Genomic DNA, 21,080 nt, shown 5'->3' on the forward strand with positions numbered 1-21,080 from the left:
CGCCATGACATTGCGATCCGCAACCACCCGATACGTGATCCTTGCCTGCGCCTTGGCGCTGCAGGCAGCCATCGTTCCAGCAATTGCCGCTTCGGCGCGGCAGCAGGTACCGTCCGCCGAAGCGCGCACGATCGCCAAGGACGCGACGATCTACGGATTCCCGCTGGTGGACAACTACCGGGTCATGCATTCGTACTTCGTGGACACGACCGGGGCCGAGTTCAAGGCGCCCTGGAACACGATCCACAACGTCGAGCGCGTCTACACCCCTGACGACAAGGCGATTCAGACGCCGAATTCCGACACGCCGTACTCGCAACTTGGCGCGGACCTGCGGACCGAGCCGCTCGTGATCTCGGTGCCGGCGGTGAGCAAAGACCGCTACTACTCGCTGCAGTTCATCGATCTCTACACCTTCAACTTCGCCTATGTCGGCAGCCGCGCCACCGGCTCGGAGGCGGGCAACTATCTGCTGGCCGGTCCGCAGTGGAAGGGCAAGGTGCCGGCGGGGATCAAGCAGGTCATCCGATCCGAGACGGATCTGGCTTTCGTGCTGTACCGGACGCAGCTCAAGGGTCCCGACGACATCGACAACGTGAAGAAGATCCAGGCGGGCTACAAGGTTCAGCCGCTGTCGGCCTTCCTGGGCAAGGCGGCGCCGGCGCCCGCGCCTGCCGTGGACTTCTTCAAGCCGCTGTCGGCGAAGGAGCAGCGCACCTCGCCGCGCTTCTTCGATGAACTGAACTTCCTTCTGCAATTCGCGCCCACCCACCCGAGCGAGACCGCGTTGCGTGCGCGTTTCGCGCGGATCGGCGTCGTGCCCGGCAAGCCCTTTGACGCCGAGCAGTTGACGCCGCAGCAGCGCCAGGCCGTCGAAGAAGGAATGGCCGACGCATGGCAGGCGCTGGCCAGGTTCAAGACCGAGCAGATCGACACCGGCAAGCGCACCTCGGGCGACGGCTTCGGCACGCGCAAGTTCCTGAACAACGACTATCTCGCCCGCATGGCCTCGGCGGCCTTCGGCATCTACGGAAATTCGAAGGAGGAGGCGGTCTATCCGGCCTACTTCGTCGATTCCAAGGGGCAGGCGTTGGACGGTACACGCAACCGCTATGTGCTGCGCTTCCCGGCCAACGCACTGCCGCCGGTCAACTCGTTCTGGTCGCTCACGATGTACGGCCTGCCCGAGAGCCTGCTGGTTGCCAATCCGCTCAACCGCTATCTGATCAACTCCGCGATGCTGCCCGAACTGAAGCGCGACGCGGACGGCGGCGTCACGCTTTACCTCCAGAACGAGTCACCCGGCAAGAGCAAGGAAGCCAATTGGCTGCCCGCGCCCAAGGGGCCCTTCTGGGCGGCCATGCGCCTTTACTGGCCCAAGCCGCAGGCGCTTGACGGCCGCTGGAAGCAGCCGGCGCTCGATCTCGCGGCAGCCGAAGGCGCGGCGGCGCAGTCGGAAGCCAAGGCGGTAACCGTGGAAAACTTCGCTCGCGCGGAATCGGACCTTTACTTCGCCGGCATCGTCAAGAACGGCGGCTTCGGCAAGTTCGACCATACGAGGAACGTCGCCCCGGTGGACAAGCAGACCGTGATCCGCCTGAATCGCGACACGCTCTATTCCTCCGCTGTGTTCGATCTGGATGCCGGGCCGGTCACGATCACGCTGCCTGATCCCGGCCGGCGCTTCATGTCGATGCAGATCATCGACGAAGACCAGTACACGCACGGAGTGCACTACAAGGCCGGTAGCTACACCTTCGATCGCGCCGGCATGGGCACGCGCTACTTTGTGTCGGCCATCCGGATGCTGGCCGATCCGAACGATCCGCAGGATCTCGCGAAGGTCCACGCGGTGCAGGATGCGATCAAGGTGCAGCAGAAGTCCTCGGGCAATTTTGAAATCCCTCGCTGGGACCTCGCCGGGCAGAAGAAGGTCCGTGACGCCCTGATCGCACTGTCCGACACGCTGCCCGACAAGAACCGCATGTTCGGCCGCAAGGACGAGGTGGATTCGGTGCGCTTTCTCCTCGGGGCCGCGTCGGGGTGGGGCGGCAATCCGGACAAGGACGCGGTCTACCTGAACATCGTGCCGGAGCGCAACGACGGCAAGACGGTCTACAGGCTCGTTGCGCGCGAGGTGCCGGTCGACGGTTTCTGGTCGATCAGCGTCTACAACGCCGAGGGGTACTACGAGAAGAACCCGCTCAATGCGTACACCCTCAACAACATCACCGCGAAGAAGGATGGCGACGGTTCGATCGCCGTCCAGTTCGGCGGTTGCGACGGCAAGGTCGCGAACTGCCTGCCGGTCATGCCGGGTTGGAACTACATGGTGCGGCTGTACCGGCCGCACGCCGAAATCCTCGGTGGGCAATGGACGTTCCCCGCGGCGCAACCCGTCCGGTGAGGCCGAGGAACGGATCGGTGACTCAGGTGGGCGCTGACAGGACTCTGCAGGCCGCAAGCCCGTGCCGCTCAGGAAGCGGCCGGACGCGGCACGACGGCGCGCACGACCGTGCCGCTTGCGGACTTTTCGATCTTGAGTTCGCCTCCGAAGGGAATGAGCCTTCCGTGCATGCTGGGGATGCCGACGCCGTTGCCATGCCCCTGCCCGTCCGGCGTCGACTGCCGACTTCCGAGGCCGTTGTCCTCGATGCTCAGCACGATGCGCGTCGCATCCATTTCGAGCCTGACGTCGACCTGCGTCGCCTTGGCATGACGATGGACATTCGCGAGCGCGCCCTGCGCGATGCGCAAAAGGGATCTCTGCAATTCGAAGGGCAGGAAATCGGCGGCCGAATCGACGGACACCGTGCCCGTCAAACCGCTGCGGTGGATGAAACCCTGCGCGAAATCCCTCAGCGCCCGCGCAAGGCCGTGCTCGCCGAGATCGCGAGGATGGATCAGAAAGGTGAAGGTCCGGAGTTCGTTCAACGCCGATTCGACGGATGTCTTGACATCCTTGAGCATCGATCGCGCGCCGTCGTTGCCGGCCTCGATCCTTTCCAGGTTGGCGACTCCCAGCATGGCGCCCACGAGGTGTTGAGCCGTGGAGTCGTGCAATTCCCTTGCGATGCGCTGGTGCTCGTCCTCCTGCACGTGCAGCAGGCGCTCGGTCAGATGCTCGACGTTCGCATCGGCGGCGGCGATGTTTCTTTCGAGTCGTTCGATCGGCGACTCGATCTCGCGCCGGAGATAGCGCCAGACGCCGATTCCGGCAAGGCCCATCAGGAAGCCGGCGCCCGCAAGAAGCTTGAGCGCGTCATGCAGCGGCGCATCGAGGTCGGCCCGCGTCATCGAAGTCGTTGCAATCCACTGCGTGTAGCCGGAGCGGGTATAGGCAATCAGGCTCGGCCCGTCATGCTGATCGGTCGCACGGATCAGGCCGGATTCCGCAGACGCGGCCGTGTCGCCCAGCACGAACGATGCGGCTTCGGCCATGACCGGCGCCACGATGATCTCGTCGCCACGGACCGAAACCACGCCGTTCAGGCTGTGGTCGTAGATGGCGCCGGTCAGCCCGGGCGCCATTTGCTGCTCCTTGACAATAGAAGCGAACCGCTGATCGGAGAGCACCGTCGTCAGGAAGTACGTCCACCCACCATCGGGATCCCGCGCCTTCATGTTCACGGTGACCGCCGTCTGGTTGAGCAGAAGACTGCCGACACGCCCCGTGAGGCTGACATCGAGTTGGTCAATCCGCTCCAGGAACGCGGGTTGAGGCGTGAAGTCGGCGAGCGTAGGCAGCCGCGAGCCGAATGGCCGCAGCGAGTGCACGACGAGTTTTTCGCGATCGGAGAGGATCAGCCAGGAGCCCTCGGGAACCCTCGTGGCGGCCATCTGCTTCTGGAACGCCTCGAGGTCTCGTCTTTGCAGGGCCGGCGAATACTCGAGTCCCATCAGCAGCGCATGCGATCGCGCGACTTCGCGGTCCAGCGCCTGCGAAAGATCCGCGGATGCCGCGATCAGTCGTCCGATCTCGCCGCTTCGGGCCCGAAGCACGCCGACGATGATGTAGGTCGCGGACAGCGCGAAGACCACGAACAGCGCGCCTGCGATGACGATCGCAAGCTGCCGCCGCAGCCGCGGCTTGAGTTCGTCGACAGGGGGCTGCCAGTTGAAGCGGAAGCTGGAACGTGTCGACACTTTCAGGCTCATGTGCGCGGAGGCGGAACGGGCGCGAGCCCACGTGCTTGCCAACGATTCGAGCAAGGTCGTGAAACTATACTGGACCGTCGTCGCGAGGAGTGATCTCGGATCATGGCTGTTCAATCAGGTGGACTCAATGCTCAGGACCATTGCAGCGGCAGTGGCCACCGCGTCCTCATCGCAGACGACCATGACGTGGTTCGCCGGGGCCTTCGCTCCTTCATCGAAAGCCGCCCCGGTTGGCAGGTCGTCGCGGAGGCCGCCGACGGGCTCGAAGCCCTTCGCCATGCGACGGCCGAAGAGCCGGACATCGCCATCGTCGACTACAGCATTCCGTTGATGAATGGCGCGCAACTCACGCGCAAGATCTGCACCCGCTCACCCAAGACACAGGTGCTGGTTTTCACCATGCATGAAGACGAGCAGGTCATCCGCGAGGTACTCGCGGCCGGCGCGCGGGGATTTTTGGTCAAGTCGGACACCGAGAAACTGCTCTTTGCGGCGCTCGATGCGCTGGCGACAGGCAAGCCCTTCTTCACGGGCCAGGTCAACGAAGCGCTGCTTGCGCACTACCTTTCGCCGCTGTCGGACCCCGGCATTCCCGAGGTCCTGACGCCACGGGAAAAGGAGATCGTCCAGCTGATCGCCGAAGGCCACAGCAGCCGAACCGCGGGGGAGATGCTGCACATCAGCGCCAAGACGGTGGAGGCGCACCGGGCCACCGCCATGAGCAAGTTGCGAATCAGTTCCACCGCGTCGCTGGTGCGCTATGCGATCCGCAACAAGCTGATCGAGCCCTGAATGCCACGAGGTACACCGCGAGGTGCCGAGTCTCGGCAGCACGGAGCACCGACGAAAACTTCGCGAATTCGATGATGCGCGCCGTCTTTTTCTCGGCTGCCGTCGTCGCGACGCTGCTTCTGCTTGCCTCCGGCCTGTGGGCTGTTCTGGCCCTGCACTATCAGTTGCAGCTATCGCCGGTGCCCCGGACCATCGTCTGCGCCCTGTGGGCCGTCTTCACCACGGTCGCCGTGATGCTGCTCTGGCGGCGTCAAGCCCCGCGCGCGTTGCTGTCCTATGGCTTGGCCTTCGCGCTGCTGCTGGCGTGGTGGATCCGCATCGTTCCTTCCGATTCGCGCGACTGGGCCGACGACGTGGCGCGCCAGCTTCATCCGCAGCTGCGCGGCAGCATCGCGACGCTGGAGAACGTTCGCAACTTCGATTGGCACAGTGACACGAACTACGACGCGCGCTGGGAAACCCGCAGCTACGACCTGGACCGTCTCGCCAGTGTGGACCTGGCCCTCTCGTACTGGATGGGTCCGGCCATCGCCCACACGCTGGTGTCGTTCGGCTTCGACGACGGACGCGGCGGCACCGACTACCTGGCCTTCTCGCTCGAAATCCGCAAGGAGCGGCACGAGGAGTTCTCGGCGATCGCCGGTTTCTTCAAGCGCTTCGAGCTCGAACTCGTGGCCGCCGATGAGCGGGACGTCCTGCGCGTGCGCACCAACGTGCGCGGGGAGGATGTGTACCTGTACCGTCTCGCAATGACACCGCAGGCCCGGCGCGCGCTGTTCCTCGCCTACCTCGACACCGCGGCACAACTGTCGGAGCACCCGCGCTTCTACGACACCCTGACGGCCAACTGCACGACCCTCGTGTTCGAGATGGCGCAACACATCCTGGGCAGCCTGCCGCTGGACTGGCGCCTGCTGGCTTCGGGCTACCTGCCCGAATACCTGCAGAACATCGGCGGACTCGCCGCCGACGGCGATCTTGCGGTGCTGCGTGCCGCCGGCCGCATCACCGCGCGGGCCGAGGCGTCCGATGCCGATCCGCAGTTCTCGCAGGCCATCCGGCGCGGCGTTCCAGGAATGAAAGGAGCGACTCAGTGAAGGCATGGTCCCCGACAGGCGTTTGGCCGGGTGCGCCGACCACGGCGCACCGGGGCCGCCGCTTCGCGGCCTTCGCGATGCTGCTGGCCTCGGCCTGGCTGCTTTGCGGCTGCGCCGTCGTGAGCGTGTCCTCGGTGTCGCCATCGGGCTACCTGGCCGAGCGCCGCAGCGACGCGCTGACCACCGGGCGCCTCAGCCTCTCCGCCCGGGAGGTGCTGCGCATCGTGGGCATCGCCGACTGCCGCGCCGAACCTGCGGCATGCCGCGAGCAGCTTGCGCAGGCGCCGGGGATCACCGAAGAGCAGCGTCTCTCGACCCTGTCGGAACTCTGGCTGGAGGCCGCGCTGGCGGCCGGCAGCGCGGCCGCACAGCAGCCGCAGTTGCTCCCGGCGGCCCAGCCGGATGCGGAACTCGATGCCTGGATCGAGACCGCGCGCCACGCCTGGGCCTACCTTTTCTTCACCGACCGCCGACCGGGCGACCGCGCCTTCGAGGAACGCCAGACACAGGTGCGCGACTACTACAACTATGCGGTCCAGCAGGCGATGGATCGCCTGTTCCGCAACTACGCGAGCGGGCGAACCGGCACGCACACCTGGTGGAACGACGTGATCGGCTGGCGGCTGTCCGTCACGTTCGAGACCTCGGAGCCCGGGCGCGAAACGCGCCAGCCCGAGGAACTCGTGGCCGCCACCTCGTTGCGCTTCACGGGCCTGCGCAACACCTACCAGCGTGACGGCTTTGGCGCCGCCCTGGTGGCCGTTCTGCCTGAGGCTGAAGCCTCCGCGAAGCCGGCGCCCTTCGTGGAGAACCGGTATCCCGCGATCACCGCGCTGATTCGCTTCGAGGGGAAGAGCCTGCAGGAGGTGATGAACACGCGCAAGGTCGAATTGGCGTTGTACGACCCCTACGAGAGAACGCAGGCCACGCTTGCCGGCCAGACCGTGCCGTTGACCGCGAACTTCACCGCCGGCTACGGGCTGTGGCTCGCCCGCTCCGGATTCTCGACCGAGGCCCTGAGCAGCCTGTTCGGACTGAGCGACGGCATCGTGCGCCCACGCATCCAGCTGATGCAGCCCTACGACCCGAAGCGCCACATCGTGGTGATGCTCCACGGACTGGCGAGCAGTCCCGAGGCCTGGGTCAACGTGGCCAACGAGGTGATGGGCGACGACACGCTGCGGCGCCACTACCAGATCTGGCAGGTGTACTACCCGACCAATGCGCCACTGGCGCTGAACCTGCACAACATCCGGCAGGCCCTCGATGCAACGCTGACGCACTACGACTCGCAAGGGACGGCCCTGGCCTCGAAGGACCTCGTGCTGGTCGGCCACAGCATGGGCGGCGTGCTCGCGCGATTGCTGGCGTCCGACTCGGGCGACAAGATGTGGGAAACACTGCCGCCCGATGTCCGCAGTCGCCGTGCATACGACAAGGCATTCCGCAGTGAGATGGACGACTACCTGGAGTTCCACCCGCAGCCGAAGGTCAGCCGCGCGATCTTCATCGCGGCGCCCCACCGAGGGACGTCCTTTGCCGAGAACCGGCTGGCACGCTACGCCGCCAACCTCGTGACGCTGCCCGTGGCCATGCTGGACGAGGTCGGCGACCTGACCCGCATGGCCGCCCGGCTACGGCCGCCCGAGAGTGGAAAGCCGCCGCTGCGCATCCCCAACAGCATCGACAACCTCAGTGATCGCAATCCCTTCGTTCGGCTGTCTTCCACGCTGCCCATCAATCCGGCGGTGCGGTACCACTCGATCATCGGACGCGAGAGTGCCGAGGGCGATCTCCTCGATTCCACCGACGGCGTAGTGCCTTACACCAGCTCGCATCTTGCCGGCGCGCAGTCTGAGAGAGTCATCGTTTCCTGGCACAGCGTGCAGGAGAACCCGCAGGCCATCCTCGAGATTCGCCGGATCCTGCGCGAGCACCTGGACGAGCGGGCGCAGGCCACGCAGCCACCTCGATGATACGGATCGCGCTAGGCATGTGCAGGTTGACCGCGGCAACCAGGAGGTGCCGCCGGCGATGCGCGAGTGGGCGGTCAAACTGCAGGCCAAGCCGAAGGACGTCGTGTCGTCGACGCGAATGACCGAGCGGGTCTCGGCGAAGCCGCTCCGCAGCGGCGCGGTCGCCATGTCCGGTCAACTGACCCAGAAATTGCCGGCTTGACGCTCGGCCTGTGCGCGGACATACTTAGGCATTCACTTAAGTATGGAGCTCGCGATGCGCTGGACCCTCTACTACCACCCGCTTTCCTCCTTCTGCTGGAAGGTGCTGGTCGCGCTCTACGAGGCCGAGGTCGACTTCGAGCCGCGCCAGGTGGACCTCGGCGATCCGGCCGCCCGCGCCGCCTTCGAGGCGATCTGGCCGCTTGCCAAGTTTCCCGTGTTGCGCGACAACGCGCGAGGCAAGACGATTCCGGAATCGAGCATCATCATCGACTACCTGGCCCGACACGAGCCCTCCGCGGTCTCGCTCGTCCCGAGCGATCCAGACCTGGCGATGCAAACCCGGCTGATCGACCGACTCATTGACTGCTATATCCACCTTCCGTTTCAGCAGGTGGTCGCCGAACGCCTGCGTCCGCAAGGGCAGCACGATGCTTTCGGGGTCGAGCAGTCACGCAGCCGAATCCGCTCTGGCTACAACCTGATCGCCCCCATGTTCACCGGGCCCTGGGCCATGGGCGACACCTTCACCTTGGCTGACTGCGCGGCCTTGCCGGCGCTGTTCTACGCCGACTACACCATCCCCCTGGCCGATTGGCCCGAGCTCGCTGCCTACCTCGGCCGCCTGAAGGCGCGGCCCAGCGTGGCCCGGGTGCTGGCCGAGGCCGAGCCCTTCTTCCACTACTTTCCCTTGAAGGACGGCTGATGCCGACCCCGGCCGCCAAGCTCGACTTGACCTTCCAGGCGCTTGCGGACCCGACACGGCGCAGCATGGTCGAGCGCCTGTCCCGCGGGCCGGCCTCGGTCAGCGAACTGGCCCAGCCGTACGGCATGTCGCTGCCGGCCATCGTCCAGCACCTGGCAATGCTGGAGGACAGCGGCCTGGTGCGTTCCGAGAAGGTCGGCCGGGTGCGTACCTGCCGAATAGAGCCCACCGCGCTCAGCCTCGCCGAGCAGTGGTTCAACCAGCGCCGGGCGGAGTGGGACCAGCGTCTCGACCGTCTCGGCGAACACCTCCAACGCTTTCCAGACGGAGAACCGAAATGACCGCCCAGAGAACCGAAACGAACCGCAGCGTGGCCCACGGCGTTTTCACCATTGAACGGACCTATTCGTCAGTGACACCGCAGCGGGTGTTCGACGCCTTTGCGAGCATCGAGGGCAAGAACGGCTGGTTCACCGCACCCAATGACCGGTGGGACGTCGTCGAACGGACCATGGATTTCCGGGTTGGCGGCCGCGAACGGCTGAAGGGCCAGTGGAAGACCGGCTTGGTCACCGAGTTCGACGCGACCTATTTCGACATCATTCCCGGCGAGCGAATCGTGTACGCCTACGAGATGCATATCGACGGACGCAAGATTTCGGTCTCGCTCGCCACCTTCGAGTTCAAGCCGTCGGGCGCCGGCGCCAGGCTGATCATGACGGAACAGGGCGCCTTCCTCGACGGCTACGATGACAACGGCAGCCGTGAGCGCGGCAGCCGCGAGATCATGGACAAGCTCAGCGCCTACCTCGAGGGCTGATGCCTCAGGCGTTGGAGCTCAACGGATGCGATTGCGGTTCGGAAGATGTCGGCAACCTGCCCCTCAGCTATCCGCAGGCCTGAGCGTTGTCAGGACCTCGCGATACGCGACAAGCCTGCGGTTTCAGGTCGCATCAAGCTGGCAAACTCGTTCGCCTTGGCATTCCGGGCGGGCGACGGCAGACTGTCGAATTTTGGAGCGTTTTCATGTATGCCTGCGAATCCATGGCGGACGGTTCGGCGGTGAGCCGTGCCATCTGCCTTTGTCATCGGCCCGAGCTTGGGAGGCTGACCCGACTGATCAACGCGGATCTGTCGAGGCGCGGTTTCGTGGCCGGTGTCGCCGCCTCGGTCGCGGCGCTGGGGCTTCCATTCCGTGCCAGCGCGCAACCCGCGCCGGCCAAGCCGATCGTGCTGACCAACTTCCGCCTCTTCGACGGCAAGGGTGCAACGCTGCGCGACGGCCTCCATCTGGTGGTCGAGGGCGACCGGATCAAGTCGGTGGGGAGCGGCGCGCCGGCAGCGCCTGAAGGCGCCCAGACCATCAATTGCGGCGGGCGGGTCGTCATGCCCGGGATGATCGACGCCCATTGGCATTCGCTGTTCGCGGCCTTGCCGCTTCCGGTGCTCCTGCAGGGAAACATCGGCTACATCCATGTCGCGGCCAGCGGGGAAGCCCAGCGCACGCTGTTGCGGGGTTTCACGACGGTGCGCGACCTCGGCGGTCCGGCGTTCGCTTTCAAGCAGGCCATCGACCAGGGCCTGACGCCGGGGCCGCGCATCTATCCTTCCGGCGCGATGATCACGGGCAGCGGCGGGCACGGCGACCTGCGCCCCTTGTCCGATGTGCCGCGGAACCCGGGCACCCTGAGCTCCATGGAGCAGACCGGCGCGGCGGCCATCGTCGACAGCCCGGACGAGATCCGGCTGCGTGTGCGTGAACAACTGACGCAAGGCGCATCGCAGATCAAGCTCGTGGGCGGCGGTGGCGTTTCCTCGCCGCGCAGTCCGCTTGACCTGACGACGCTCTCGGAGTCGGAGTTGCGGGCAGGCGTGGAGGTAGCGAAAGACTGGAACACCTATGTCACGGTGCATGCCTATGCGCCGCAGACCGTGCAGCGCGCGATCGCGGCCGGTGCCCGCTGCGTGGAGCATGCCCATCTGATGGACGACACGACGGCCAGGATGATGGCCGACAAGGGCGTGTGGCTGAGCATTCAGCCTTTTCTGTCGGACGAGGACACGGGGCCCCTGACCGGCCCGAACCGTGTGGCTGCGCTCCAGGTGTTCGCAGGTTCCGACAACGCCTACAAGCTCGCGAAGAAGTACAAGATCAAGACCGCATGGGGTTCGGACATGCTGTTCTCCCAGGCGCTCGCGACCCGACAGAGCACGATGCTGACGCACCTGACGAAGTGGTACTCGAACGCCGAGATCCTCACCATGGCGACGTCCACCAATGCGGAGCTGCTGCGGCTTTCAGGTCCGCGCAATCCCTACCCCGGAAAACTGGGTGTCATCGAGGAAGGCGCGTATGCGGACCTGCTGCTCGTCGACGGCAACCCCCTCGAGAACATTGCGCTCCTTGCGAATCCAGACAGCAGCCTTCTGATCGTCATGAAGGACGGCAGGATCCACAAGAACACGCTGAAGGCATAGCGGGCCGGAAGGGCGATGGCGTTGTCGTCGGCGATTCAACGAGTCCCATCGGCCCGACCCCGCTGCCGGTGCCAGCACCTCCCATGCCGGCCAGCGCTGACCATGTGGTCCTGCAGAGCGGAGTCAATGGACGGGTGAGGTGTCGTTGCCCACCCCCTGCGGTCTTGCCTCACGCCACAGGCGAACAAGCTCGGCGGGATCATCGGGCGTTGTTTCGTAGCGTGCAACTCCTTCTGGGAAGACAAACCATGGCAGTGCGCTGCGGACAAACAGGTGCGCGATGGGCGCGAAGTCCCTGCCTCGCTGCAAGGTACTTGGCCGGAGAATGGCGTGCTTTGGTCGATCGACCGGCTCCGACCAGAGACGAACCAGGCACGCCGGACAAACCTTGTTCTTCCGTTTGCGTCCGTCGTTTGCGATGGACGAAACCAGTCGAGGGCTACCCTCCAGCACTTCGAGCGAACCGCAGTGAACCCACATTGACAGAAGCAGCGCGCCTCCCGAGCGGAGCTGACAGTCGGTGCAATGGCACGCGTAAAGGGTCAGCGGCTCCGAGCTGAGTTGGAACTTGATCTGCCCGCAAAGGCAGTTGCCCAGATAGGGTGGTGACATGTCGGGCGCTCCTTGCGAAACCTGGCGTTTGGCATGAGCGGCGACCGTAGGCACTCGAGGCATGCGGGAGGGTGTCCGCTCGTTGGAAGGGCTAGCCGGCATTCTGGCGTTGTGCAAGCAATCGGTGCAACGGTGCCTGTCTCACCCTGATTTCTCCTGCGTCGGCACCAGGAAGGAGCGGCGCGTCGTCAATATCGAGGCGGCGACTGTCACTCCTCGATGACACCGATGGGTCCGGCGGGTCCGACGGGTTCAGCACAGCGTGCCGCAGCGCGTGCGTCGGTGCCATTCCCGCCCGCCCGCAGTCGACGGCGCCCTTGCCGTCATCGAACTGGACTTGGATCCCCACGCGGCGTAGCATCGTTTTCCCCTTGCCGCCCGAGCCGCGGCGACAAGGCGATATTCGTGCGGCTTCAACGGAGGTTCGTATGAGCTATCACCTGGAAGGACGTCTCCTGGAGGTGTGCAACTGCAATGTGCTGTGCCCCTGCTGGATCGGCGAGGACCCCGACAACGGCACTTGCGACACCATCGTCGCGTGGCGCATCGACAAGGGAACGATCGACGGCGTCGACGTGGGCGGCAACACCATCGCGGCTGTGGCGCATGTGCCGGGCAACATCCTGGAAGGCAACTGGACCGCGGCGATCTTCGTCGACGACCAATCGTCGAAGGCGCAGGAGGAGGCGCTGCTCAAGGTCTACACCGGCCAGGCCGGCGGGCCGATCGCCGACCTCGCCAAGCTCATCGGCCAGGTCGTGTCGGTGGAGCGGGCGCCGATCCGCTTCACGGTCAACGAGGGCAAGGGCGAACTGGAGATCGGCAAGGACTACTACGCCGAACTCGAGCCCTATCGCGGCGCGACAGGCGGTCAGACCACCCTCTCCGATACCGTGTTCTCGACCGTGCCGGGCGCTCCGGTGTTCGTCGGCAAGGCCCCGACCTATCGATCCAAGAACCCGGCCCTCGGCATCGACCTCGACATCAAGAACCACAACGCCCTGCAGAGCACCTTCGTCTTCGACGCGTGAGCGGTGCTTCGATGCGTGTCACCGCGGGTGCCAGGCCGGCGCTCCCACCGCCGAGCGGCGCCTCCCGTCACCGTCGCGTGTTCCTGCCGGTCCTGGCAGCGCTGATTGCGCTCGCGTGGCTCGTGCTGTGGGCCTGGGCGCGCAGCCCGTACGGACGCTATCTCGAGCACGACGACTGGACGTCGTCGGGACCGGCGGCGTTTCTGTGCCGTGCCGTTCCGGCCGGCGGTGTGGTGGTCCCCCTGGTGCTCTATGCCGCCGCCTGGATCCTCATGACGGCCGCCATGATGTTGCCGACGACCTTGCCCTTGTTCAACGCCTTCGACCGGTTGACGGCCCAGCGCCCGGACCATGGGCGCCTCCTGCTGCTGCTCGGCCTGGGCTACATCGCGGTATGGGGCGCCTTCGGGCTCCTGGCGCACGTGCTCCACGCCGGGGTGTTGTCGGTGCTCGCGACGGCGCCCACGCTCGCCTGGCATGGCTGGCTGATCGGCGCCGCGACGATCGGGTTGGCCGGCGCCTTCCAGTTCAGCAAGCTCAAGTACCGCTGCCTGGACAAGTGCCGCACGCCATTGAGCTTCGTCATCGAGCACTGGCGCGGTCAGGCCCAGGCGCGTCAGGCCTTCGCGCTCGGCGTGCACCACGGCCTGTTCTGCGTCGGCTGCTGTTGGGCGCTGATGCTGTTGATGTTCGCGCTCGGCACCGGCAGTCTCGGCTGGATGCTGCTGCTCGCCGCCGCGATGGCGATCGAAAAGAACCTTCGCTGGGGCCGTCGTCTCAGCGCGCCATTCGGCATCGCCCTGCTGGCCTGGGCCATCGTCCTGGTGGCGACCCATGCATGAGGAGCGCGGCGGCCCGCCCGCGCTGCGAACGATCCTTCTCACCGCTGCGGCCATGCTGGCCTTCGCCGCCAACTCGCTGTTGTGCCGGCTCGCGTTGCAGCAGGCAAGCATCGATCCGGCCAGCTTTTCCAGCATCCGGCTGGTTTCCGGCGCGCTGACGCTCGCCGTCATCGTGCGTCTCGGACCGGCGCGGGCATCGCAGGCCCGTGCCGACTGGCTCGCCGCGGCCATGCTGTTCGCCTATGTCGCGTTCTTCTCCTTCGCCTATCTCAGCCTGTCCGCGGGCACCGGTGCATTGATTCTGTTCGGCGCGGTTCAACTGACGATGTTCGGCGTGGGGCTGCGCTCCGGCGAGCGTTTCGGACCGATCGCGTGCATCGGTCTTTTCCTGGCGGTCGCAGGGCTCTTCTACCTGGTGTCGCCGGGAGTCGCCGCCCCACCGCTGCTCGGCGCCACATGGATGGCGATCGCCGGTGTGGCCTGGGGCGTGTACTCGCTGCGCGGCCGCGGCGTCGCGGACCCGCTGGCCGCGACGGCGTCCAACTTCGCACGGGCGGCGCCGCTTGCGCTGCTGCTGAGCCTGCTGCTTGCCGCCAGGGCGCAGGCGGATGCCGGCGGCGTTGCCCTGGCGATCGCCTCCGGCGCCCTCACCTCCGGCATCGGCTACGTCATCTGGTATTCCGCCCTGCCCGGGCTGTCCGCCATGCGCGCCGCCACCGTGCAGTTGTCGGTACCGCCCATCGCCGCATTCGGTGGGGTGGTGTTCCTGTCGGAGGCGATCACGCCGCGCCTGGCCGTCGCCTCCGGGGCGATCCTCGGCGGCATCGCGCTGGTGCTGGCCAGCAGGTCCCGCAAGGCGCGCCCGTAGCGGCCGGCCACTGCCGCGAAGCCGACCCCTTCGGTCCCGCTTGCATCGCCTTCAGGGCCGCGACGCCACGCCCTGTCGCGGTGCGGCATTCGCATCCTCGATTCTCTGCAACAGGTCGCGATAGGCCGGTGAATCGCGCAGCAACTGGCCGCCCAGGGCGCGCAGGCGGTCCACCGCCTCGTCGGGCAGGACGAAGGAGGTGGGCAGGTTCATGAAGTAGCGCTTCTCCTCGGGGTTCTCGATGGCGTCGAAGCTGACGTCGATGGCGTCGAAGCTCAGCTTGGGCACCGCGGCTTCGGCCTCGGCCTTCGACATGCCGGCCAGTCGGCGCTCGGCCACCTCGAGTTCGCGCTTGTCGGCCCAGCGCTGGGCGATGTCCTTCAGCAGTTCGACCGATTCGTAGGAGAAGTGATCGATCGGCACGCTCGACGACTGCAGCAGCTGCGCAATGATGCCCGGGGCGCGCGGGCTGCGATCCCAGTCGGTGTCGGGCGCCGAGCGCGAATTGACGACCACCACCACGATCCGGCGGACGTTCTTCAGGCCCACCTCGCGCTGGAACGCCGGGCTGGCCTCCAGTTCCTCGAGCGCCTCCAGCAGGCCGCGCAAGCCGAGGTTGTCCGAGACGCCGCCGTCGACCACGTGCAGGTACGGCCGGTTCTTGCTGTCCTGGAAATCCTGGATCTCGCGGTAGCGCAGCAAGGCTCGGCCCGCGGGACGCGCCGGTGAGCCCGGCCGGGTGACGTCCCCGACCCATGCGGGCAGCACCGCACCGCAGTTGCCGCCATAGTTGTGGTACGTGACCGGCGACAGTACCGCGGGCACGGCGGACGAGGTGGCGGCGGCCCGCGCCAGGCGCACCTTGCCCAGGTCGGAGCACAACAGGTCGAAATGGTCCTGGGAGAACGGAAAGCGCGCGCCGGTGGAGAGATCGGTGCCGGTGACGGCGGTCACGGGCGTCGGCCGGGTCAGCAGGTCGTCGAAAGTCGCGCCCCCGAACAGGATCTGGTCGTAGTAGTCGGCCGCGAACTCCGAGCGACCATAGAGGCCGCTGCCCAGCGCGAACCAGTTGAGCGGATTCAAGGCACCCCGGGTCAGCGCGCCCTGTACGTCGCGCTTGAGGAAGCGCGTCTCGTACTCGGTGAACAGGCGGTCGCCGTAGAGCGCGTAGGCGAGCGCGGTGAAGCTGCCGCCGGACACGCCGGCGATGGCGTCGACCTCGTCGAGAAGATTGACGGTCCGGCCCTTGACGTCGACGTTGGTACGCCGAAGCTCTTCGAGCACCCCGTACGAGAACGCCGCCGCGCGCGTGCCGCCGCCCGAGAAGGTCAGCAGGAACAGCGTGTGCGGATCGTTCGTGACGCCGTGCGTGCGCTTCAGCATGTTGCCGACGCGATAGCCGCTGTTCAGGTCGACGCGCTCGATCGGCGGATTGACCGGCGCAAAGGACGTGCAGCCGGCCAGCAGCAGCAGCGACACGGCCGGGGCGAGGCCGGTCGTCAGCCAGGTCCGCCAGCGGGCCCTCGGCGCGTTCAAGGAATGCTCATGCGGCTCTTGCATTTTTCTTTTCCGATTCGAGGACGCCCGTTTCACTCAGCGCGGCTCGACCGCCGGCGGCTCGGCGGTGTCGAGCCAGGCATTGACCAAGGTATAGGACACCGCCAGCAGGACCGGGCCGACGAAGATGCCAACCAGTCCGAAGCCGAGCAGGCCGCCGATGACGCCGGCGAAGATCAGCAGCAGCGGCAGGTCGGCGCCGCGCTTGATGAGCATCGGACGCAGGAAATTGTCCATGGTGCCGACGATCAGCGTCCACACCAGCAGGAAGATGCCCCAGCCGGTCGACCCGTTCCAGAAGATCCAGATCGTCGCCGGGGCCAGCACCAGCGTCGGCCCGAGCTGGACAATGCACAGCATGAACATCACCGCGGTGAGCAATGCGGCGAAGGGCACGCCGGCAATGGCGAGGCCGATGCCGCCCGTCACGGCCTGGACGATGGCCGTGACCCCCACGCCCAGCGCCACGCCCCGGATCGCCTTGCCTGCCAGCACCACGGCGTCTTCCCCCCGCGGACCGCCAAGCCGGCGGCCGAAGCGCCGAACCTCGGCGGCAGCCGATTCGCCCTGGGCGTACATCACGCCCGCAATGACCACGGTCAGCAGGAACTGCAGCGTCAACGCTCCCACGACACCGGCCTGCGAGAACAGCCAGCCCGTGACGCGCGAGGCATAGGGCGTGACCTTGGCCTCCAGGCCCGACACGCCCGATGCCACGAGTTCGTCCCAGGCCAGCACCAGCTTCGGCCCGACGAAAGGCACGCGGCCGATCCAGTCGGGAAGCTGGGGCGGGCCCTTGCTGATCTGCAACCTGAACCAGCCGACGACTTCGTCGGCGTTGGCCGCGATCGTCGAGATCGCCATCGTCAGCGGCAGCACGAACAGCAGCAGCAGGATCAGCAGCATCACCAGCACCGCCAGGCTGCGACGCCTCCACAGCCGGGCCTCGAACCACAACAGCGCCGGCCAGGTGGCCACGACGACCATGACGGCCCAGATCGTCGCGCCGAGGAAGGGGCGAAGGATCCACAACGAGGAGCCGATGAGCAGCACGATGGTCAGTACGCCGAAGGTGATCTTGGCAAGGTCGGAGCGGGTGTCGGTCATGATGTTTCACCTCCCTCTTGGAGGCCTCGCAGTGCGCGCGATGCTCTTCCGTTTCAGGGCGCGCCCATCGTAGCCGAGGTCGGGCCACGGCCCTGCAGATCCTCAGGACGGTTTTTTCTTCCCCGTCCCCAGGTACGTCTCGATCACCCTCGCATCCTTCGCGAGTTCGCCGGCGGGCCCCTCCAGGACGAACTCCCCCATTTCGAGCACGTAGCCGTGGTCGGCGATCTCGAGGGCTGCGCGCGCGTTCTGTTCGACCAGCAGGATCGTGACACCGGTCGCGCGCAGGTCGACGATCGTCCTGAAGATGTCCTGGACCACCCGCGGCGCCAGGCCCAGGCTCGGCTCGTCCAGCATCAGCAACGACGGCCGGCCCATCAGCGCCCGCGCCACGGCCAGCATTTGCCGCTCGCCACCGGACAAGGTGCCGGCCAGCTGCGAACGCCGCTCCTTCAGGCGTGGAAAGAGCGCATAGGCACGCTCCAGGTCCTGCGCCTGCTCGGCCCGCTTCGCGCCCAGACGACGCCGGCGGAAGCCGCCGAGCACCAGGTTGTCCTGCACCGACATGGTGGCGAACAGGGCACGGGTCTCGGGCACCAGCGCCAGGCCCGCCATGACCCGGTCCTCGAGCGTGCGAAGCTGCATGGACCGGTTGTCGAACAGCACCTGCCCGGTCGACGCAATGGCGCCGATCAACGCACCGAGCAGGGTCGACTTGCCGGCCCCGTTGGGCCCGATCACGGTGATGACCTGGCCGGCCCGGGCCTCGATGTTCAATCCGTGCAGCACTTCGGCGCGGCCGTAGCCCGCGTGCAGGCCGGACGCTGTCAGCAGCATCGACATGTCTTATTTCTCCGCGCCGAGATAGGCTTCGCGAACGATGGGACTGGCCTGGATCTCCTCGGGCGAGCCTTCGACCAGCTTGGTGCCGAAGTCCATCACGACGATGCGGTCGACCAGGGCCATCACCATGTCCATGTCGTGTTCGACCAGCAGGATGCACAGCCCCTGTGCGCGCAGTTGCCGCAGCACCACCGACAAGGACTCCTTCTCCTTCAGGCGCAGGCCCGCGGCCGGCTCGTCGAGCAACAGCAGCGCGGGGTCGGCGCACAGCGCGCGCGCGATCTCCATCAGGCGCTGCGACCCGAGCGGCAGGTTGCCGGCCAGCTCGTGCATGGCGTCGCCCATGCCGACCCGGCGCAACTGGCGCTCGGCCTCCTTGAAGAGCTGCCGCTCCTCGGCCCGGTCGAACCGCAGCAGCGCCGCCGCAACGCCGCGATCCCCGCGCAGGTGCGCGCCGATCGCGACGTTCTCCAGCACCGTCATTGTCGGGACCATCTTCACGTGCTGGAAGGTCCGCGAGACGCCCGCCCTGGCGATGTCGCGCGACGGCAAGCCGTCGATGCGCTCGCCCTGCAGCCGGACCTCGCCCGAGCTCAGCGCCAGGACCCCGGTGACGAGATTGAAGGTGGTCGACTTGCCGGCGCCGTTCGGGCCGATGAGCCCGAGGATTTCCCCGGCGCGAGCCTGGAAGCTCACGCCGTTCACCGCCACCAGGCCGCCGAATCGCTTGACCGCGTCCTTCACCTCCAGCACGGTCTCGCCGCGCGGCGGCTTGATGCGCTCGGCCAGGCCAGGCGCGGCCGACCAGTCGTTGCGCCGCCGCAGCCGAGGCAGCCTGGCCTCGACGAAGGCCCAGACGCCGTCGCGCGCGTAGTGGAGCACCAGCACCAGCACCACGCCGAACACGATGATCTCGTAGTTGCCGCTGCCGCCGATGAGGTTGGGTAGCCAGGCCTGCAGCTGGTCCTGGAGGATCTTCACCAGGCCGGCGCCGACCAGCGCCCCCCAGACATGGCCGGCACCGCCCACGACCGCCATGAAGAGGTACTGGATGCCCATGTTCAGCCCGAAGGGCGATGGATTGACGCTGCGCTGGAAGTAGGCGAACAGCCATCCGGCGACGCAGGCCAGCAACGCGGCGATCACGAACGCGGTCACCTTGACGCGGAAGGTGTCGATCCCCATCGCCTCGGCCATCGTGGTCCCGCCCTTGACCGCGCGCAATGCCCGGCCCACGCGCGAGTCGAGCAGATGGATGGTTCCGAGCGACGCCAGCAGCACCACGGTCCACAGCAGGTAGAAGAAACTGCGCCCTTCCTGGAGCCGGATGCCCCCCAGCGAAATCGGCGGCACGCCCTGCAACCCGTCGTACTTGCCCAGGGCCTCCACGTTGCCCAGGACGTAGTACAGGCTCAGGCCCCAGGCCATGGTGGCCAGCGGCAGATAGTGCCCCGACATGCGCAAGGTGATCCCGCCCAGCAGCAGCGCGACGACCAGCGTCAGCGCCAGGCCGGCCCAGATCGTCAACCACGGGGACATCGAATGCGCGAGCGAGAGGTAGGCCGCCGTGTAGGCGCCGATGCCGACGAAGGCGGCCTGCCCGAACGAAGTCAGTCCGGCGACACCGGTGAGCAGCACCAGCCCGATCACCACCAGCGCATAGAGTCCGATGTAGTTGGCCTGGGTGATCCAGAACTCCGGCACGGGCAGCATCGGCAACGCCGCCAGGAGAACCACGAAGAACAGCAGAAAGGTGCGGCGCATCTTCATTCTTCGTCGTCCCGAGGACCCTCTCTCACGCTGCGCCACAGCAGCACCGGAATGATCAGGGTGAACACGATCACCTCCTTGAACGAACTGGCCCAGAAGGCACCGAAGCTCTCCAGCACCCCCACCAGAAGCGCGCCGAGCGCGGCGGCCGGATAGCTCGCGAGGCCGCCGAAGATGGCGGCCACGAAGCCTTTGAGGCCGATCAGGAAGCCGGAGTCGTAGAAGATCGTGGTGGTCGGGGCGATCAGCAGTCCCGACAGCGCGCCGATGAATGCCGCCATGCCGAAGCTGAGCCGGCCGGCGCCCTCGGTGGAGATCGCCATGAGCCGCGCGCCGTAGCGGTTGACCGCCGTCGCCCGCAGGGCCTTCCCGCGCAGGCTTCGTTCGAAGAAGAGGAACAGCCCGCCCATCAGCGCGATCGAGGTCATGAAGATGGTGATCGACTGCCCCGGCAGCGACAGTGGGCCAACATCGAAGTTCGCGTCCCAGAAGCTGGGATTGCGAAAGCCCTCGGCGCCGAATGCCGCCAGCGCGATGCCGGTCAGCACGAAATGCACGCCGACCGAGACGATCATCAGCACCAGGACGCTCGCATCGGCCACCTTTTCGTAGGCCACGCGGTACACCAGCGGCCCGAGCGCGGTCACCAGCGCCAGGCTCAACAGGCTCTGGACCAGCAACGATGTCCGCCAGGGCGCGAGCGCCACGGTCGCGACCGCGAGGAGCAGCGGAACCGCCAGCAGACCGGCGGCGCCCGCGGCGATCGATCGCCAGCCCGCCCGGCGCCGGAGCCCGCGCCACACGTCGAGCGCCGCGGCGAGCAGGGCCAGGCCCAGCAGCAGCCAGACCGTTCCGGGCACCTTGCCCATCTGCAGCATGGAGAGCGTGAGCGCGCCGTAGGCGACGAACTCGCCCAGCGCGATGAACACCACGCGGGTCACCGCGAAGATGAGGACCGTCGCCAGCGCCAGCAACGCATAGACGGCGCCGCTGGTCACGCCGTCGAGCGTGAGGATGCTGGCCAATGAGAGATCCATGTCGA

The 21,080-nt window shown here is 66.7% G+C and carries 19 protein-coding genes; 12 read left to right on the forward strand and 7 right to left on the reverse strand.

The annotated features are described in order from the left end of the window. Positions 1 to 4 precede the first annotated feature (4 nt). On the forward strand, positions 5 to 2,407 hold the full coding sequence (locus tag AB4Z46_RS16775; RefSeq protein ID WP_442284646.1) for a DUF1254 domain-containing protein: 2,403 nt from the start codon (positions 5 to 7) through the stop codon (positions 2,405 to 2,407). Between the two features lie 68 nt (positions 2,408 to 2,475). Here AB4Z46_RS16775 and AB4Z46_RS16780 read toward each other — a convergent pair whose 3' ends face one another. Next, entirely contained in the window at positions 2,476 to 4,158 is a 1,683-nt protein-coding gene (locus tag AB4Z46_RS16780; protein ID WP_442284647.1) for a histidine kinase, read from the reverse strand. A 102-nt stretch (positions 4,159 to 4,260) separates the two neighbouring features. On the opposite strand from AB4Z46_RS16780, the gene AB4Z46_RS16785 reads away from it, so the two are divergent. From AB4Z46_RS16785 to AB4Z46_RS16820, 8 genes are all read left to right on the forward strand, one after another. Continuing rightward, a complete protein-coding gene (locus AB4Z46_RS16785) occupies positions 4,261 to 4,950 on the forward strand; it encodes a response regulator (protein WP_442284648.1) in 690 nt (229 codons plus the stop codon). Positions 4,951 to 5,024: 74 nt separating this feature from the next. Then, a complete protein-coding gene (locus tag AB4Z46_RS16790) occupies positions 5,025 to 6,047 on the forward strand; it encodes an Lnb N-terminal periplasmic domain-containing protein (protein ID WP_442284649.1) in 1,023 nt (340 codons plus the stop codon). Beyond that, positions 6,044 to 8,023: an esterase/lipase family protein gene (locus AB4Z46_RS16795; protein ID WP_442284650.1), complete on the forward strand. Its 1,980-nt coding sequence runs from the start codon at positions 6,044 to 6,046 to the stop codon at positions 8,021 to 8,023. Before AB4Z46_RS16790 ends, AB4Z46_RS16795 begins: the two co-directional genes overlap by 4 nt. Before the next feature lie 19 nt (positions 8,024 to 8,042). Beyond that, the gene (locus tag AB4Z46_RS16800; RefSeq protein ID WP_442284651.1) at positions 8,043 to 8,225 is read left to right on the forward strand and encodes a hypothetical protein; all 183 of its coding nucleotides are present in this window, start codon (positions 8,043 to 8,045) and stop codon (positions 8,223 to 8,225) included. 54 nt (positions 8,226 to 8,279) lie between these two features. After that, complete coding sequence (locus tag AB4Z46_RS16805) at positions 8,280 to 8,930, forward strand: glutathione S-transferase family protein (RefSeq protein ID WP_442284652.1); 651 nt, start codon at positions 8,280 to 8,282, stop codon at positions 8,928 to 8,930. Then, entirely contained in the window at positions 8,930 to 9,271 is a 342-nt protein-coding gene (locus AB4Z46_RS16810; protein ID WP_442284653.1) for an ArsR/SmtB family transcription factor, read from the forward strand. Before AB4Z46_RS16805 ends, AB4Z46_RS16810 begins: the two co-directional genes overlap by 1 nt. Then, positions 9,268 to 9,750, forward strand: coding sequence for an SRPBCC family protein (locus tag AB4Z46_RS16815; RefSeq protein WP_442284654.1), 483 nt, complete (start codon positions 9,268 to 9,270; stop codon positions 9,748 to 9,750). The genes AB4Z46_RS16810 and AB4Z46_RS16815 overlap by 4 nt, the downstream gene beginning before the upstream one ends. Before the next feature lie 329 nt (positions 9,751 to 10,079). Further along, a complete protein-coding gene (locus tag AB4Z46_RS16820; protein WP_442284655.1) occupies positions 10,080 to 11,408 on the forward strand; it encodes an amidohydrolase family protein in 1,329 nt (442 codons plus the stop codon). Positions 11,409 to 11,531: 123 nt separating this feature from the next. On the opposite strand, the gene AB4Z46_RS16825 is transcribed toward AB4Z46_RS16820, so the two are convergent. After that, entirely contained in the window at positions 11,532 to 12,020 is a 489-nt protein-coding gene (locus tag AB4Z46_RS16825; RefSeq protein WP_442284656.1) for a GFA family protein, read from the reverse strand. 428 nt (positions 12,021 to 12,448) lie between these two features. On the opposite strand from AB4Z46_RS16825, the gene AB4Z46_RS16830 reads away from it, so the two are divergent. Genes AB4Z46_RS16830 through AB4Z46_RS16840 form a run of 3 tightly spaced genes read left to right on the forward strand, consistent with a single transcriptional unit; the run spans position 12,449 to position 14,761 of the window. Further along, entirely contained in the window at positions 12,449 to 13,051 is a 603-nt protein-coding gene (locus tag AB4Z46_RS16830; RefSeq protein WP_442284657.1) for a DUF1326 domain-containing protein, read from the forward strand. An 11-nt stretch (positions 13,052 to 13,062) separates the two neighbouring features. Then, positions 13,063 to 13,893, forward strand: a complete 831-nt coding sequence (locus AB4Z46_RS16835; protein WP_442284658.1) for a DUF2182 domain-containing protein — start codon at positions 13,063 to 13,065, stop codon at positions 13,891 to 13,893. Continuing rightward, positions 13,886 to 14,761, forward strand: a complete 876-nt coding sequence (locus tag AB4Z46_RS16840) for a DMT family transporter (protein WP_442284659.1) — start codon at positions 13,886 to 13,888, stop codon at positions 14,759 to 14,761. Before AB4Z46_RS16835 ends, AB4Z46_RS16840 begins: the two co-directional genes overlap by 8 nt. Positions 14,762 to 14,812: 51 nt before the next feature. On the opposite strand, the gene AB4Z46_RS16845 is transcribed toward AB4Z46_RS16840, so the two are convergent. The 5 genes from AB4Z46_RS16845 to AB4Z46_RS16865 all read right to left on the reverse strand — a co-directional run bounded on the left by AB4Z46_RS16845 (position 14,813) and on the right by AB4Z46_RS16865 (position 21,075). Beyond that, the gene (locus tag AB4Z46_RS16845; RefSeq protein ID WP_442284660.1) at positions 14,813 to 16,297 is read right to left on the reverse strand and encodes a patatin-like phospholipase family protein; all 1,485 of its coding nucleotides are present in this window, start codon (positions 16,295 to 16,297) and stop codon (positions 14,813 to 14,815) included. Positions 16,298 to 16,354: 57 nt separating this feature from the next. Next, positions 16,355 to 17,425, reverse strand: a complete 1,071-nt coding sequence (ydiK, locus tag AB4Z46_RS16850; protein WP_442284661.1) for an AI-2E family transporter YdiK — start codon at positions 17,423 to 17,425, stop codon at positions 16,355 to 16,357. A 102-nt stretch (positions 17,426 to 17,527) separates the two neighbouring features. Beyond that, complete coding sequence (locus AB4Z46_RS16855) at positions 17,528 to 18,268, reverse strand: ABC transporter ATP-binding protein (protein ID WP_442284662.1); 741 nt, start codon at positions 18,266 to 18,268, stop codon at positions 17,528 to 17,530. A gap of 3 nt (positions 18,269 to 18,271) precedes the next feature. After that, positions 18,272 to 20,038 (reverse strand): branched-chain amino acid ABC transporter ATP-binding protein/permease, encoded by a 1,767-nt coding sequence (locus tag AB4Z46_RS16860; RefSeq protein WP_442284663.1) that lies wholly within the window; start codon positions 20,036 to 20,038, stop codon positions 18,272 to 18,274. Continuing rightward, entirely contained in the window at positions 20,035 to 21,075 is a 1,041-nt protein-coding gene (locus AB4Z46_RS16865; RefSeq protein WP_442284664.1) for a branched-chain amino acid ABC transporter permease, read from the reverse strand. Before AB4Z46_RS16865 ends, AB4Z46_RS16860 begins: the two co-directional genes overlap by 4 nt. Positions 21,076 to 21,080: the final 5 nt, after the last annotated feature.

Origin of the sequence: Variovorax sp. M-6 (genome assembly GCF_052114385.1) — a bacterium.
Lineage (GTDB): Bacteria > Pseudomonadota > Gammaproteobacteria > Burkholderiales > Burkholderiaceae_C > Variovorax.